This is a genomic window from Xanthomonas cannabis pv. cannabis (genome assembly GCF_000802365.1).
In the GTDB taxonomy this organism is placed as follows: Bacteria; Pseudomonadota; Gammaproteobacteria; order Xanthomonadales; family Xanthomonadaceae; genus Xanthomonas; species Xanthomonas cannabis.
Map to the genome: position 1 here is coordinate 1 of NZ_JSZE01000021.1, position 14,072 is coordinate 14,072.

Annotated in this window: 15 protein-coding genes; 8 read left to right on the top strand and 7 right to left on the bottom strand. The window is 64.4% G+C overall.

Annotation, left to right across the window (positions count from 1 at the left end; all coding sequences use genetic code 11):
• Positions 1 to 16 precede the first annotated feature (16 nt).
• From OZ10_RS05165 to ykgO, 6 genes are all read right to left on the bottom strand, one after another.
• Positions 17 to 1,249 carry a TraB/GumN family protein gene (locus OZ10_RS05165; RefSeq protein WP_068835727.1) on the bottom strand — a complete coding sequence of 411 codons (1,233 nt, stop codon included), beginning with the start codon at positions 1,247 to 1,249 and terminating at the stop codon, positions 17 to 19.
• The gene (locus OZ10_RS05170) at positions 1,230 to 1,769 is read right to left on the bottom strand and encodes a GNAT family N-acetyltransferase (RefSeq protein WP_039414641.1); all 540 of its coding nucleotides are present in this window, start codon (positions 1,767 to 1,769) and stop codon (positions 1,230 to 1,232) included. The genes OZ10_RS05165 and OZ10_RS05170 overlap by 20 nt, the downstream gene beginning before the upstream one ends.
• Positions 1,770 to 1,773: 4 nt before the next feature.
• Positions 1,774 to 2,658, bottom strand: a complete 885-nt coding sequence (locus OZ10_RS05175) for a carbon-nitrogen hydrolase (protein WP_039414639.1) — start codon at positions 2,656 to 2,658, stop codon at positions 1,774 to 1,776.
• 115 nt (positions 2,659 to 2,773) lie between these two features.
• On the bottom strand, positions 2,774 to 3,808 hold the full coding sequence (locus tag OZ10_RS05180; protein ID WP_039564075.1) for an agmatine deiminase family protein: 1,035 nt from the start codon (positions 3,806 to 3,808) through the stop codon (positions 2,774 to 2,776).
• Between the two features lie 227 nt (positions 3,809 to 4,035).
• The gene (locus OZ10_RS05185; protein WP_039414634.1) at positions 4,036 to 4,377 is read right to left on the bottom strand and encodes a hypothetical protein; all 342 of its coding nucleotides are present in this window, start codon (positions 4,375 to 4,377) and stop codon (positions 4,036 to 4,038) included.
• Between the two features lie 199 nt (positions 4,378 to 4,576).
• Positions 4,577 to 4,702, bottom strand: coding sequence for a type B 50S ribosomal protein L36 (gene ykgO / locus OZ10_RS05190; RefSeq protein ID WP_005913193.1), 126 nt, complete (start codon positions 4,700 to 4,702; stop codon positions 4,577 to 4,579).
• Positions 4,703 to 4,876: 174 nt separating this feature from the next.
• Here ykgO and cmk point away from each other — a divergent pair, with 174 nt between their 5' ends.
• From cmk to galU, 8 genes are all read left to right on the top strand, one after another.
• Entirely contained in the window at positions 4,877 to 5,560 is a 684-nt protein-coding gene (gene cmk, locus OZ10_RS05195) for a (d)CMP kinase (RefSeq protein ID WP_039414613.1), read from the top strand.
• A gap of 182 nt (positions 5,561 to 5,742) precedes the next feature.
• Positions 5,743 to 7,428 (top strand): 30S ribosomal protein S1, encoded by a 1,686-nt coding sequence (gene rpsA / locus OZ10_RS05200; RefSeq protein WP_016903550.1) that lies wholly within the window; start codon positions 5,743 to 5,745, stop codon positions 7,426 to 7,428.
• Between the two features lie 88 nt (positions 7,429 to 7,516).
• Positions 7,517 to 7,828: an integration host factor subunit beta gene (locus OZ10_RS05205; RefSeq protein ID WP_002805779.1), complete on the top strand. Its 312-nt coding sequence runs from the start codon at positions 7,517 to 7,519 to the stop codon at positions 7,826 to 7,828.
• 67 nt (positions 7,829 to 7,895) lie between these two features.
• Positions 7,896 to 8,201, top strand: a complete 306-nt coding sequence (locus OZ10_RS05210; RefSeq protein ID WP_039409757.1) for a lipopolysaccharide assembly protein LapA domain-containing protein — start codon at positions 7,896 to 7,898, stop codon at positions 8,199 to 8,201.
• A gap of 6 nt (positions 8,202 to 8,207) precedes the next feature.
• Positions 8,208 to 9,386, top strand: a complete 1,179-nt coding sequence (gene lapB / locus OZ10_RS05215; RefSeq protein ID WP_039409755.1) for a lipopolysaccharide assembly protein LapB — start codon at positions 8,208 to 8,210, stop codon at positions 9,384 to 9,386.
• Between the two features lie 269 nt (positions 9,387 to 9,655).
• A complete protein-coding gene (locus OZ10_RS05220; RefSeq protein WP_039409750.1) occupies positions 9,656 to 10,630 on the top strand; it encodes an MraY family glycosyltransferase in 975 nt (324 codons plus the stop codon).
• 13 nt (positions 10,631 to 10,643) lie between these two features.
• Positions 10,644 to 12,551, top strand: coding sequence for a polysaccharide biosynthesis protein (locus OZ10_RS05225; RefSeq protein ID WP_039564076.1), 1,908 nt, complete (start codon positions 10,644 to 10,646; stop codon positions 12,549 to 12,551).
• Positions 12,551 to 13,444, top strand: a complete 894-nt coding sequence (gene galU / locus OZ10_RS05230; RefSeq protein WP_039564077.1) for a UTP--glucose-1-phosphate uridylyltransferase GalU — start codon at positions 12,551 to 12,553, stop codon at positions 13,442 to 13,444. Before OZ10_RS05225 ends, galU begins: the two co-directional genes overlap by 1 nt.
• Before the next feature lie 268 nt (positions 13,445 to 13,712).
• On the opposite strand, the gene OZ10_RS05235 is transcribed toward galU, so the two are convergent.
• Positions 13,713 to 14,048: a DUF1244 domain-containing protein gene (locus tag OZ10_RS05235; RefSeq protein WP_039409744.1), complete on the bottom strand. Its 336-nt coding sequence runs from the start codon at positions 14,046 to 14,048 to the stop codon at positions 13,713 to 13,715.
• Between the last annotated feature and the right edge of the window lie 24 nt (positions 14,049 to 14,072).

Below are 14,072 nucleotides of genomic sequence, written 5' to 3' on the forward strand. Positions count from 1 at the left end.
GGCAGCGCCCTCGCGCTCACCCATGCAGCCGATTGAAGATCTGCACACCCGCCAGCCACACCCCGGCCATGCTGCCGAAATTGGTCAGCAGGAACGTCAGCACCACGCGCGAGACGCGATTGCGATACCAGCCGCGCAGCGTCTGCGCATCGTCGCGCAAGGACAGGAAATCGCCATAGGCCGGCTTGCGCATATGCACTTCGACCAGTGCCGCGAATGCACCGGTCGGCACGCTCAGACGGAACGGCTTGAACGGTGCCACCACCGCGGCGGTGAGAATGCTCAACGGATGGCTGCCGGCCAGCAGGCAGCCCAATGCCGCCAGGCCGCCGGTATACATCGCCCACTGCAGCAGCAGGTCGGCGCCCATGCTCAGGCCACCGCGCCAGAAGCCGATCCCGATGCCGGCGATGATCACCGCCAGGATGCCCAGCGTGATCCAGGGGATGCGCTTGCGCTGCTGTACGTACTCCAGCGACTCGCGCAGCGGACCGGGGGCATCGGTGTCCTGCTCCAGATGCCTCGCCAGGCCGGCCAGATGGCCGGCGCCGACCACTGCCAGCACCTCGTGCTGCCCGGCACTGGCTTCTTCGCGCAGACGCGTGGCCATGTAGCGATCGCGCTCGGCAATCACCGTCTCGTACAGCTCCGGACTTTCGCTGGCAAAGTCGCCGAAGCTCGCCTCCAGCATGTCGCCCTGCTTGAGCTTCTCGATCTCCTCTTCGCCGACTTCGTCAGCGGCGAACAGCCCGCCAAGCAGGCCGCCAGCCAACTTCATCTTGCCGAAGAAGCCCAGCCGCCCGGATGCACGCTTGAAGGTCAGCCCGACTTCGCGATCGATCAGATGCACCGGCAGCCCCTGCGCGCGCGCAAGATTCACCGCTTCCTTCAACTCGGCGCCCGGCTCGATGCCGAGCTGCTTGGCCAGCCGGCGCTGATAGGCAGCCAACGCCAGATTGGCCGCAAATAGCGCCACGCGCCCCTTGCGGATCACCTGCACCAGATCCAGGCGGGCGAGGGCGTCGGGGTCGCTGAGCGCCTGCAGTCGTTGCGCGTCCAGCTCTACCGCCACCGCGTCGTAGCGGCCGCTGCCGATCGCGCGTTGCACCGCCGCCACGCTGGCCAGCGACACGTGCGCGGTGCCCAGCAAGGTGTAGCGCACGCCATCGCGTTCGACGATGCGGTGCGGCTGGCCGGACAGCGCATCGTCCAGAACGGGGGTGGTCTGCTCAGTCATGGGGGTATTCATCAGAAGGAGGGGCGGTGTCACCGGAGCCGAGCTGGCGCTGCATTTGCACGCCGTCCAACCAGCGGCCCTGCTTGCGGCCGATACCGGTGAACACTCCGACCGTGCGAAATCCAAAACGTTCATGCAGCCGTCGCGATGCCTGGTTGGCGGCATCGCCGATCACCGCAATCATCTGCCGGTAGCCGCGCTGTTCGCAGACCGAGATCAGCTCGCCCAGCAAGGCCTTGCCGATGCCGCGGCCCTGCACGTCGGCAGCGAGATAGATCGAGTTCTCGACCGTGAAGCGATACCCGGTGCGCGCACGAAACGCGCTGACATAGGCATAACCGACCACGGTCCCATCGTACTCGGCGACCAGGTACGGGTAGCCAGCGCCCACGATCGCCTGCACGCGGGCCCGCATCTCTTCGCTGGAGGGCGCGCTGTATTCGTAGGTGTTGAACCCGGCGATCTGCTCCGCATAGATCGCTGTGATCGCCGGGATGTCCGCATCGCGGACTGCACGCAGCTCGACGGGCATGCGGTCAGTCGATGTAGCGCTTGAGCAGGTCGCCGTACGCATCGATGCGGCGATCACGCAGGAACGGCCAGATACGCCGCACATGTTCGCTGCGCTGCAGATCGACATCGCAGATCAGCACGGTCGGGTCCTGGCCGGCTTCGGCAATGAATTCGCCCTGCGGCCCCAGCACATGGCTGTTGCCCCAGAACTGGATGCCCGAGGCGCCCAGCGGCGAGGGCTCATGGCCGACGCGGTTGCACGACAGCACCGGCACGCCATTGGCCACCGCATGGCCGCGATGGCTCAGGATCCACGCATCGCGCTGGCGTTCCTGCTCGGCTTGCTGGTCGTCCGGGTCCCAGCCGATCGCAGTGGGGTAGAGCAGCAGTTCCGCACCGGCCAGCGCCATCAGGCGCGCCGCTTCGGGGTACCACTGATCCCAGCACACCAGCACGCCCAGGCGGCCGACCGAGGTGTCGATCGGCGTAAACCCCAGATCGCCCGGAGTGAAGTAGAACTTCTCGTAGAAGCCCGGATCGTCGGGGATGTGCATCTTTCGGTACTTGCCGAGCAGGCGGCCGTCGGTTTCGAACACCACCGCGGTGTTGTGGTACAGGCCGGCGGCGCGGCGCTCGAACAACGAGGCCACCAGCACCACGCCGTGCTGCTTGGCCAGCGCGCCCAGACGGTCGGTACTGGGGCCGGGAATCGGCTCGGCCAGGTTGAACTCGTCCACCGACTCGTGCTGGCAGAAATACGCACCGTTGTGCAGCTCCTGCAGCAGCACCAGCTTGGCGCCCTGCGCGGCGGCTTCGGCCACGCGCGACTCGATGATGGCCAGATTGGCCTCGGCGTCGCCGTGGTTGCGCTCCTGGATCAGCGCGACGGAAAGAGGGTGACGGGACATGGCATCTCATCCTGCAAGGTAGCGCACTACGGTAGCGCGCCATGGCATAACACCGGCCTGCCGGCCGGAACAAGAAACGACGCGCTGCCTGGAGCAGCCGTCGAGTCGACAACGCTTAGGCGGCGAGCAGCCCGGCTGGCACCTGCATGGTCAGGCAATGCAGGCTGCCGTTCTGCCAGATCAGCGCACGGCACGGCACTGCCACGATCTCGTGCTGCGGGAACGCCTGCGCCAGCACGGCCTGCGCCACCGTATCGGCCGGATCGCCGTAGGCCGGCATCAGCACCGCGCCGTTGACGATCAGGAAGTTGGCATACGACGCCGCAAGCCGCCGGCCCTGGTCCAGGATCGGCTCGGCCCAGGGCAGCACGAACAGCCGATATGGCTGGCCATCGGCCTTGCGCAGGGCCGCCAGTTCATTGCCCATCGCCTGCAGTTCGGCGTAATGCGAATCGCCCGGCACATCGCAGCCCTGGTAGACGATCGCATCCGGGCCTGCAAAGCGCGCCAGCGTATCGATATGCGCGTCGGTATCGTCGCCTTCCAGGTAACCGTGATCCAGCCATAGCACGCGGTCCTGCGCCAGCCATGTGGCCAGATCGCTGCTCAACGATTCGCGGGTGCGCTGCGGGTGGCGTTCGTGCAGGCACTTCCAGGTCGTGAGCAGGGTGCCGGCGCCGTCGGTTTCGATCGCGCCGCCCTCCAGGGCAAAGTCCACCGTCTGCACCGGCGTCGGCACAAATACCTGTGCGGCCTCCAGCGAGCTCACCAATTGATCGTCCAGGCTGGCCTCGAATTTGCCGCCCCAGCCGGTGAAGCGGAAATCCATGAGCCGGAAGCCGCCATCCTGGCGCAGCGTGATCGGCCCCGAATCGCGCAGCCAGGTGTCGTTATAGGCAGCGACCACGAAACGCACGCGTGCCATGTCCACCCGCGCCGAACGCAGCCGTGCTTCGGCGTAGATCTGCAGATCGTCATCGGCCACACAGATGACCACCGGCTCGAATCGGGAAATCGCCGTCACCAGCGCGATGTAGGTCTCTTCCACATCGGCCAGGCGCTCGGCCCAATCGGTACCGGCATGCGGCCACGCGAGCAGCACGGCGGATTGAGGTTCCCACTCGGCGGGAAAACGAAGACGGTCGGTCATGCCTGGCAATTACTCTTCTTGGTGTGCGGGCAGCCGCCCGCACGTTCATCGGTCTCCCGCAGGCGAATGCGGGCTCTTGCAGCCCGGGCGTGCATGGACGCCTGGGCTTGGTACAGATTCGCAGCAACGCATGTCTGGCTGCTGACGGGGGCAGCGCACGTCACGCCGCATACCGTGGTGGCCGCAGGTGCGGCGCGCAGGCGCCAGCAACTGCGGCTGCGTTGTCGTCAACGGATCGGCGGCTTCGGCCCGATCTCGTTGGCATCGGCCTTGTTGGCCACCACGTCGATCACCTTGCTCTTTTCGAAGTACACGGTGAACGCCGGATACACCCAGCGATGGATGGTCGGCCATTGGCGCTTCTGGCCGCCGCGCGGGTCGAGCTTTTCCGTTGGCGCGCCATAGCGGCCTTCGACCTGGCTCATGCTGTCGCCACGCAAGGGCAGGGCAGCGGCAGGCTTCTGCTGTGCACGATCGACCAGCAGCGTATCGGCCGACGCGACGGCACTGATCCCCATCAGCGCGATTGTCAGCACGATCGGCGGCATCACAAACAAACGGTTGCGCATGTCATCTACTCCCCAGTGGACAAGATTTCAGATGGTGATTACAGCAAAAAACCAGCACCCGCGTTGCGCCTTGATGCAATGACCGCCCGGCAGGCGTGGAGACCTTCCGCCACGAGCGAAGCACTGCCGACATGAAGCGGCGGCCAAGAAAAAACCGCCCGGAGGCGGCTTTCTCGGGTCTTGCACGCGCCGTAAAGGCTTAGCGCTGACGCGCCTTGAAACGCGGGTTCGACTTGCAGATCACGAAGACCTTGCCGCGGCGGCGGACCACCTTGCAGTCGCGGTGACGGGTCTTCGCAGACTTCAGGGAGGACAGGACTTTCATGGCACACCTCGGTGTAAACGGTTGGGTTCGATGGAAGAGTGCCCGCGTTCGAAGGGTGCACTCGCAATTAAGCCGGCAATTCTAACCGGCTTTTCGTCGTGCTTTCAAGTGGTTGCAGCGCAATCGTGGCGCGCGGCGCTACACTACCGTCTGATGCCGCTCCCGGAAGCCTGAATGACCGACCTTTCACCCGTCCTCACCATCGATGGTCCCTCCGGCGCCGGCAAGGGCACGGTCAGCCGGATCGTTGCCGCCCGGCTGGGCTGGCACTATCTCGATTCGGGTGCACTGTATCGTGCGGTAGGGGTGGCGGCGAGCTGGGCCGATCTGGATGTCTCCGACCCGGCTGCCCTGGTGCGCTGCACCTTTGACACGAAGGTGGAGTTCGACGACGCGGGCGAGGCGGGCTTGCGGGTGCTGGTCAACGGGGTGGACGCCACTGGCGAATTGCGCCTGGAAACCACCGGGGCCCTGGCCTCGGCGATCGCCGCGATTCCGGAGGTGCGCAGCGCGCTCAAGGAACGCCAGCGCGCATTCAGGCGGGCGCCCGGGCTGGTCGCCGACGGACGCGACATGGGCACGGTGATCTTCCCGGATGCCGCCTTCAAGGTCTTCCTGACCGCCAGTGCCGAAGAACGTGCGGGCCGTCGTCATAAACAGTTGATGGAAAAGGGTGTTTCGGTTATCTTTGACGACCTGCTGCGCGAGATCATGGCTCGAGATGCCAGAGATGCGCAGCGGGTGGTGGCGCCATTGCGGCCGGCCGAAGACGCCGTGCTGATCGATACCAGCGGAATCGGGATCGAGGATGTCGTCCAGCGTGTGGTTGCGGTGATCGCTGCCCGCACGCCGTCGTAAGCGTTCCGCAAGCGGGCCTGTCCCGCCGACCGTAAGGCGTTCCAAGGCTCCGTCGCGCATCCTGCGTGGCGGTTCTACTACTTCCAAACCGACTCGTTGTTGGGGTCGACCAACAGGCTGGGCGGTCCGTCTCTGTCGCAACCCGACAACCGGCGCCCGTGTGTTCAACTGAGTAAATCCAAATGACAGAATCTTTTGCTGAACTGTTCGAAGCCAGTCAAGCCAATCTGGCGAAGCTGAAGCCGGGCTCGATCGTCACCGGTACCGTCGTGGAAGTGCGTGGCGACGTGGTGGTGATCAACGCTGGCCTGAAGTCCGAAGGCATCGTGCCGATCGAGCAGTTCCGTAATGACGCTGGCGAGATCGATGTGGGCGTGGGCGATCAGGTCAAGGTTGCGCTGGACTCCATCGAAAACGGCTTCGGCGAGACCGTGTTGTCGCGCGAGAAGGCCAAGCGCGCGATGGTGTGGGACGAGCTGGAAGAAGCGTTGGAAAAGAACGAAACCATTACCGGCCGCATCAGCGGCAAGGTCAAGGGTGGTTTCACCGTGGACATCAAGGATGTCCGCGCGTTCCTGCCCGGTTCGCTGGTGGATGTGCGCCCGGTGCGCGACCCGGCCTATCTGGAAGGCAAGGAACTCGAGTTCAAGCTGATCAAGCTGGACCGCAAGCGCAACAACGTGGTGGTCTCGCGTCGTGCCGTGGTCGAGAGCGAGCACTCGGAAGAGCGCGAGCAGCTGATGGACAAGCTGCAGGAAGGCGCAATCCTGAAGGGTGTCGTCAAGAACCTGACCGACTACGGCGCATTCGTGGACCTGGGCGGTATCGACGGCCTGCTGCACATCACCGACATGGCCTGGAAGCGCGTGCGCCATCCGTCCGAAGTCGTCAACGTCGGCGACGAGCTGGACGTGCGCGTGCTGAAGTTCGATCGCGAGCGCAACCGCGTCAGCCTCGGCCTGAAGCAGCTGGGCGAAGATCCGTGGGACAACATCGCACGTCGTTACCCGGCCAACAGCCGCGTGTTCGGCAAGGTCTCCAACGTCACCGATTACGGCGCATTCGTCGAGATCGAGCCGGGCGTCGAAGGTCTGGTGCACGTCTCCGAGATGGATTGGACCAACAAGAACGTCAACCCGTCCAAGGTTGTGCAGGTTGGTGACGAAGTCGAAGTGATGGTGCTGGATGTCGACGAGGAGCGTCGCCGCATCTCGCTGGGCATGAAGCAGGTTGCCGCCAATCCGTGGGAAACCTTCGCTGCCACCCACAAGAAGAACGACAAGGTGTCCGGTCAGATCAAGTCGATCACCGACTTCGGCATCTTCATCGGCCTGGACGGCGGCATCGACGGTCTGGTGCACCTGTCCGACATCAGCTGGAACACCACCGGCGAAGATGTCGTGCGCAACTACAAGAAGGGCGACACGCTGGAAGCCGTCGTGCTGGCAGTGGACCCGGAACGCGAGCGCATCAGCCTGGGCGTCAAGCAGCTGGAGCAGGACCCGTTCGGTCAGTACATGGCGTCCAACCCGAAGGGTTCGAAGGTCGAAGGCGTGGTGCGTGAAGTGGATGCCAAGGGCGCCACGATCGACCTGGCCGATGGCATCGAAGGCTACGTCGCTGCACGCGACATCGCCAACGAACGCGTCGACGATGCGACCCAGCACCTGAAGGTCGGCGACAAGATCGAAGCCAAGTTCGTGGGCATGGACCGCAAGGGCCGCACGCTGCAGCTGTCGATCAAGGCCAAGGACGATGCCGAAATGCGCGAGACGCTGGAGGAATATCAGTCCTCCGCTGCGTCGGGCGGCATGACGCAGCTGGGCGCGCTGCTGCGTGCACAGTTGAACAGCAACAAGTCCGAGTAAGCGCGTAGCGCTCTCGCGAGCGTGATGGATCGGCCCGGGCTTGCCCGGGCCGATTCCGATGTGTCAGTCGAAAAAAGCAAGTCTTCCCATGACCAAGTCCGAATTGATTGAAATCCTGGCGCGACGCCAAGCGCATCTGAAGTCGGACGACGTGGATCTGGCAGTGAAATCGCTGCTGGAGATGATGGGGCAGGCGCTGTCCGATGGCGATCGGATCGAAATTCGTGGCTTCGGCAGTTTTTCGCTGCATTACCGTCCACCTCGTCTGGGACGCAATCCCAAGACCGGTGAATCGGTTGCGTTGCCGGGCAAGCATGTTCCCCACTTCAAGCCGGGCAAGGAACTGCGTGAGCGCGTCAGCTCCGTGGTCCCGGTCGATCTGGCCGATGCGGCGGACTGACGACGGCTCTCCCGCTGCGTTTATGTCGGCTCGGTTAAGCTAGGCCCCTTCCCGACGGAGTCTCGCGATGAAGGTGTTTCGCTTGTTGGTGATGTTGGCTTTCCTGTTGGTCGGCCTGGTCATCGGTGCCGTCAATTCGCAGGACATCACTCTCGATTTCCTGTTCTCCAGTGTGCATACCACCTCCGGAGTCGCGATCATTGCCGCGCTGCTGGTGGGTGTGTTGATCGGTGCCGGCATGGTGCTGGTCAGTGTGGTCATTCCCCTCTATTCCAAGCTGCGCCAGGCCAACAAGGCTGTTGCGGTCAGCCGCGCCGACGCCGGGCCGATCACGCCTGCCGCCGTCGAGCCGCGCCCCCTCGATGGACTCTAAGCACGTATGGACTTCCTGACCGAGTGGTTCTGGTTTTTCCTGTTTCTACCGTTGGCGGCATTGAGCGGCTGGATCGTCGGTCGACGCGGTGGTCAGCGCCACGGCGATACCCAGGTCAGTCGTCTGTCCAGCACGTATTTCCGCGGTCTGAACTATCTGCTCAACGAGCAGCCGGACAAGGCGATCGAGCTGTTTCTGCACATCGCCGAATTGGACAAGGAAACCTTCGAGACGCAGGTGGCACTGGGCCATCTGTTCCGCCGTCGTGGCGAGGTGGATCGCGCCATCCGCCTGCACCAGGGGCTGGTGCAGCGCGCCGACCTGACCGACCAGCAGCGGGTGCAGGCCTTGCTCGCGTTGGGCGAGGACTACATGAAGTCCGGCTTGCTGGATCGCGCCGAAACGGTCTTCACCGAACTGGCGCAACTCGATCAGCGCGCTCCCCAGGCGCTGCGTCATCTGATCGGCATCTACCAGGCCGAGCGTGACTGGGAAAAGGCGATCGACAACGCCACCCGCTATGAAGAAGTCACCGGCGAGCCGATGGGCAAGCTGATCTCGCAGTTCGAGTGCGAGCTGGCCGATCGCTATCGCGGATTGGGCAAGGCCGACGAGGCCCTGCAGGCGATTGCGCGGGCCTATCAGGCAGACGGTACGTCGGTGCGCGCCGGCATTCTGGAAGGGCGCATCGAAGCCGAACGCGGCCACGACGAAGCCGCCGTGCGCGCGTTCGAGCGCGCGGCCCGGCATGATCCGGAGTACCTGCCGGAGATCATCCCGGCGCTGATGGCGGCATATCGCCGCGTCGGCGATATCGCCGGTGCGCGGAATTTCCTGTCGGAGATGACCGAGCACTATCGCGGCATCGCCCCGGTGCTGGCGCTGACGCAGCTGATGGAAGCGCAGGATGGCGTGGCGCCTGCGCTGGCGTATCTCGGCCGCCAGCTCAAGGACCGGCCTTCGGTCCGTGGCGAATCGGCCTTGATCGACCTGACGCTTGCCGAAGGCAGCGATCCGGTGGGCACCTTGAACGATCTCAAGCACATCACCGACCAATTGCTGGTGCGCAATCCCAGCTACCGCTGCACGCGTTGCGGATTCGGCGCAAAGACCCACCACTGGCAGTGCCCGAGCTGCAAGGAATGGGGCACGGTCAAGCCGCTGCTGAACTACGCGGTGGTGTAAGGCGTGTTGGCGCGATCCAGGCAGCCGACCTCCGGCCTTGCACAGTCCTTGTTGGTGGGCGTTCGCGCCATGCGTGGGCGGGGCCCTGCGGTGATCCGCACGGCGCAGGGCTTGCGCGTGCGGCCCTCCACCATCAACGGCAACCTGCAGTCTGGCTCGCTCCGCGCTGAAACTGCGAGCATGTGGCCCGGCTGCTGTGTCAGGGCCAGCGGCACCGCTTTCATACAGCCGCCACGTACCCGTGGCGCGCTCCGTGGTGAGTCCCGCTGATGCTGCACGATTGGCTCTGGTGCGCGCTGCACCTGGTGGTCGCCGCGGTCGGCACGTGGCTGCTGCGGCGTTACGCGCTGCACCGCCGTCTGCTCGACCATCCCGGCGAGCGGCGTAGCCATGTCGTGGCTACGCCGCGTGGCGGCGGCATGGCGATCGTCGTGGCCATTTTGCTGGGCTGCGTGACGGCAGGGGTGGTATCACCGGGCGTACGTACGGTGGTCGGCTGGTTTGCGGTCGGGTTGATCCTGGTGGCGGGAGTGGGTTGGTGGGACGACCATCGCCCGTTGTCGGCCCGGGTACGTTTTGCCATTCATCTGGTCGCCTCCGCATCGCTCGGGCTGCTGGTCTTTCATTCGACCGGCGACGTCCTGGACGGCATCCTCAGCGCGGCCGCGTCGGTCGTGCTGATCAATGTCTGGAACTTCATGGATGGCATCAACGGTTTGGCCGCCAGTCAGGCGGCGCTGGCCGCGCTGGCCTTCGCTGCCGTGGTCCCGAACGGGTGGTCGTTGGCTGGCCTGGCAGTGACAGCGGCATGCCTGGGCTTCCTGCCGTTCAACTTTCCGCGCGCGCGGATCTTTCTCGGCGATGGCGGTAGCGGTGCATTGGGGTATGTGCTGGCCGCGCTGCTTGCCCTGAGCGTGGCGGGCGGGCAACTCAGCTGGTGGATCGGCTGGCTGCCCTTGACCGCCTTTCTTGTAGACGCCGGCTTCACACTGCTGACTCGCATGCTCGGCGGTCAGCGGTGGTGGGAGCCACATGCGCAGCACGTTTATCAGCGCCTGGCGCGCCGTCTTGCGACACACGTTCCGGTTACTGGTGTTTACTTCGCTTTCAGCGTCACTGCCGTCTGCTTGTTTGTGTTAATTCGTCATGATGCTTTCTGGCAGCAGGTTCTCGCCGCGCTCGTCTGGGGCATTGGCGTGACTGCCATCTGGTTCTTTCTGCGCGATGGACTGCGCAATTCCTGAGTAACGGATTCCTATGATTTCTTGGCGTGACCGTTTGACCAAGGCGCTGCCGCAAGTGGCAGTGGTGGTACACGACCTCCTGATGGTCTGGGTGTGCTGGCAGCTGCTGCACGCGGGCCGTTACTCGATGCTGCGCGAGGCCCCCGATCTTCCCTTGTGGGACTGGCGCACCGGCGTGGTGCTGGTGGCGCAGGGACTGGTGTTCTGGAAGATGGGGCTGTACCGCGGCCTATGGCGCTTCGCGTCGGTGCCCGACCTCTGGAACATCTTCAAATCGAGCTTTCTCGGGCTGGTGGCCATCGTGCTGGCGCTGTCGTACGACCGCCTGGATGGGGTGCCGTTGTCGGTGCTGGTGGTGTATCCCTTCGCCCTGTCGGCGCTGCTGGGAACGCCGCGCCTGCTGTATCGCGCCTGGAAGGACTACCAGATTGCGCATTCCGGCGATGCCGCGCAGCGCGTGTTGATTCTGGGTGCCGGGCGCGCCGCCGAAGGCCTGGTGCGCGATCTGCGCCGCACCGGCACCTTCGTGCCGGTCGGCTTTCTGGACGATGCGGCCAACCTGCACGGCGCCAAGATCCAGGGCCTCAACGTGCTGGGCAATTTGGATGAAGCTGCCTCGATCGCCAAGGAAACCGCTGCCAAGCTGCTGGTGATCGCGATCCCGTCGCTGGACGCGTCCGGCATGCAGCGCGTGGTGGCGATCTGCGAAAGCACCGGGCTGCCTTTCCGTATGGTGCCCAAGCTGATCAATGTGCTGGAAGGGCGCTCGCTGCCGGGCGAGCTGAAGGAAGTGGCGATCGAGGACCTGCTCAATCGCAAGCCGGTCACGCCCGACTGGCGCCTGATCCGCGACTGGCTGACCAACAAGACGGTGATGGTGACCGGTGCCGGTGGTTCCATCGGCTCGGAAGTCTGTCGGCAATGTGCGCGCCACGGTGCCCGTCGCATCGTGTTGCTGGAGATCGACGAGCTGGCCCTGCTGACCATCGACTCGGATCTGCGCCGGCTGTTCCCGGACATCGAGGTAGTGCGCGTGCTTGGCGATTGCGGCGACCCGGCGGTGGTGGCGCATGCCTTGAGCACTGCAGCGCCCGACGCGGTGTTCCATGCCGCCGCCTACAAGCAAGTGCCGTTGCTTGAAGAACAACTGCGCGAGGCGGTGCGCAACAACGTGCTGGCGACGGAAAATGTCGCGCGCGCCTGTCAGCGTGCCCGCATCGAAACCTTTGTCTTCATTTCCACCGACAAGGCGGTCGAGCCGGTCAATGTGCTCGGTGCGAGCAAGCGCTATGCGGAGATGATCTGCCAGAGTCTTGACGCGCGCGATGCACCGACGCGCTTCATCACGGTGCGCTTCGGCAACGTGCTCGATTCCGCCGGCAGCGTCGTGCCATTGTTCCGCGAGCAGATCCGCCAGGGCGGCCCGGTCACGGTGACGCATCCGGATGTGACCCGCTACTTCATGACCATTCCCGAGGCGTGCCAGCTGGTGATCCAGGCGGCGGCCTCCGCCTCGCATGGCGCAATCTATACGCTGGACATGGGCGAGCCGGTGCCGATCCGTTTGCTTGCCGAACAGATGATCCGTCTTGCCGGCAAGCAGCCGGGCAAGGATGTAGCGATTCTCTATACCGGCTTGCGCCCGGGCGAAAAGCTGCACGAAACGCTGTTCTATTCCGACGAAGACTACCGTCCCACCGCGCACCCGAAGATTCTGGAGGCCGGCGTGCGCGAGTTCTCGCACGAGCAGGTACTGCAGCTGGTGACGCGTTTGCGTGAGGCGGTTAATCGCTATGACATCAAGGCAATGGAGACTGTGTTGGGCAGCCTGATGCCGGATTTTGCGGCTGCTCGACGGAAAGTCGACGCGCGATCTGATACGGTCGTTCCATTCCCCGCACGTGAGGTCAGAAGACTGTAATGAGCCAGCGTATTCGCAAGGCCGTATTCCCCGTCGCAGGTCTTGGGACCCGCTTTCTTCCGGCCACCAAGACGGTGCCGAAGGAAATGCTGCCAATCATCGACAAACCATTGATCCAGTACGCCGTCGACGAGGCCATCCAGGCCGGGTGCGATACGCTGATCTTCGTCACCAACCGCTACAAGCACTCGATTGCCGACTACTTCGACAAGGCCTACGAGCTGGAGCAGAAGCTCGAGCGCGCAGGCAAGCTCGAGCAGTTGGAGCTGGTGCGCCACGCGTTGCCGGAGGGCGTTCGCGCCATTTTCGTGACGCAGGCCGAGGCATTGGGTCTGGGCCATGCGGTGTTGTGTGCCAAGGCGGTGATCGGCGACGAGCCGTTTGCCGTGCTGCTGCCGGACGACCTGATGTGGAACCGCGGCGACGCCGCGCTGACCCAGATGGCCGATGTGGCAGAAGCGTCGGGCGGTAGCGTCATTGCGGTGGAAGATGTTCCGCATGACAAGACGGCCAGCTACGGCATCGTGTCTACCGACGCGTTCGACGGCCGCAAGGGCCGCATCAACGCGATCGTGGAAAAGCCCAAGCCGGAAGTGGCACCGAGCAACCTGGCCGTGGTCGGCCGCTACGTGCTCAGCCCGAAGATCTTCGATCTGCTCGAGTCCACCGGTGCCGGTGCGGGCGGCGAGATCCAGCTGACCGACGCAATCGCCGAGCTGTTGAAGCAAGAGCAGGTCGACGCATTCCGTTTCGAGGGACGCCGTTTCGACTGCGGCGCCCACATCGGCCTGATCGAGGCGACGGTGCACTTTGCCCTCGAGCACGAAAAGCATGGTGGCCCGGCGAAGGAAATCCTGCGCACTGCGCTTGCTCAGGCAGATGCACGCGGCTGAGGTCTTGCAGCAAGTGCCTTGAGAAACGGCGCCCTTGGGCGCCGTTTTTTTGTAGTCAGCGTGTCGCGCCATGCCAAACGCAGGCTGGCAACCATCGAGGTGAGTTGTCCAGGCTTGACGGGGCAGGGCACCGTTCGCAACGTCATGGGCAACGCCACGATCTGCGCAGCGCCGCAAGAACCGTTAGCAGGGTTCTGTCAGTTCAATGCTGCGGGCGGCGGCACGCATGCAGCGCGACAGGGGTGCCTGTGCCCGTGCCGTGGCGATGTCAGGACACGTGCTTGCGTTGCGCAGCGGCGAAGGCCTCCAGCTGCTCGGGCGTGGCATCTTTTTGATGCTGCTGCTTCCACTGCGCAAACGGCATGCCATAGACCGCCTCACGGGCCTGGTCCTTGCTCATCGGCTGCCCCTGCGCTTCGGCCGCTTCGCGGTACCAGTCGCCCAGGCAGTTACGGCAGAAGCCGGCAAGAATCATCAGGTCGATGTTCTGCACATCGGTGCGATCCTGGTTGAGATGCTGCAGCAACCGACGAAATGCGGCCGCCTCGATGGCGGTGGTGGCCGGGTCGTTGCTCGAGGTGCTGATGGGAGTGATGTCGCTCATGACGGAATCGGGGACAATGGACGG

Bases quoted from the DNA above. Each gene is read 5' to 3' on its own strand.
- cmk (WP_039414613.1), top strand. From the start codon at position 4,877: ATGACCGACCTTTCACCCGTCCTCACCATCGATGGTCCCTCCGGCGCC.
- OZ10_RS05175 (WP_039414639.1), bottom strand. From the start codon at position 2,658: ATGTCCCGTCACCCTCTTTCCGTCGCGCTGATCCAGGAGCGCAACCAC.
- OZ10_RS05165 (WP_068835727.1), bottom strand. From the start codon at position 1,249: ATGAATACCCCCATGACTGAGCAGACCACCCCCGTTCTGGACGATGCG.
- OZ10_RS05220 (WP_039409750.1), top strand. From the start codon at position 9,656: ATGCTGCACGATTGGCTCTGGTGCGCGCTGCACCTGGTGGTCGCCGCG.
- OZ10_RS05170 (WP_039414641.1), bottom strand. From the start codon at position 1,769: ATGCCCGTCGAGCTGCGTGCAGTCCGCGATGCGGACATCCCGGCGATC.
- ykgO (WP_005913193.1), bottom strand. From the start codon at position 4,702: ATGAAAGTCCTGTCCTCCCTGAAGTCTGCGAAGACCCGTCACCGCGAC.
- OZ10_RS05225 (WP_039564076.1), top strand. From the start codon at position 10,644: ATGATTTCTTGGCGTGACCGTTTGACCAAGGCGCTGCCGCAAGTGGCA.
- lapB (WP_039409755.1), top strand. From the start codon at position 8,208: ATGGACTTCCTGACCGAGTGGTTCTGGTTTTTCCTGTTTCTACCGTTG.
- galU (WP_039564077.1), top strand. From the start codon at position 12,551: ATGAGCCAGCGTATTCGCAAGGCCGTATTCCCCGTCGCAGGTCTTGGG.
- OZ10_RS05205 (WP_002805779.1), top strand. From the start codon at position 7,517: ATGACCAAGTCCGAATTGATTGAAATCCTGGCGCGACGCCAAGCGCAT.
- OZ10_RS05185 (WP_039414634.1), bottom strand. From the start codon at position 4,377: ATGCGCAACCGTTTGTTTGTGATGCCGCCGATCGTGCTGACAATCGCG.
- OZ10_RS05180 (WP_039564075.1), bottom strand. From the start codon at position 3,808: ATGACCGACCGTCTTCGTTTTCCCGCCGAGTGGGAACCTCAATCCGCC.
- rpsA (WP_016903550.1), top strand. From the start codon at position 5,743: ATGACAGAATCTTTTGCTGAACTGTTCGAAGCCAGTCAAGCCAATCTG.
- OZ10_RS05235 (WP_039409744.1), bottom strand. From the start codon at position 14,048: ATGAGCGACATCACTCCCATCAGCACCTCGAGCAACGACCCGGCCACC.
- OZ10_RS05210 (WP_039409757.1), top strand. From the start codon at position 7,896: ATGAAGGTGTTTCGCTTGTTGGTGATGTTGGCTTTCCTGTTGGTCGGC.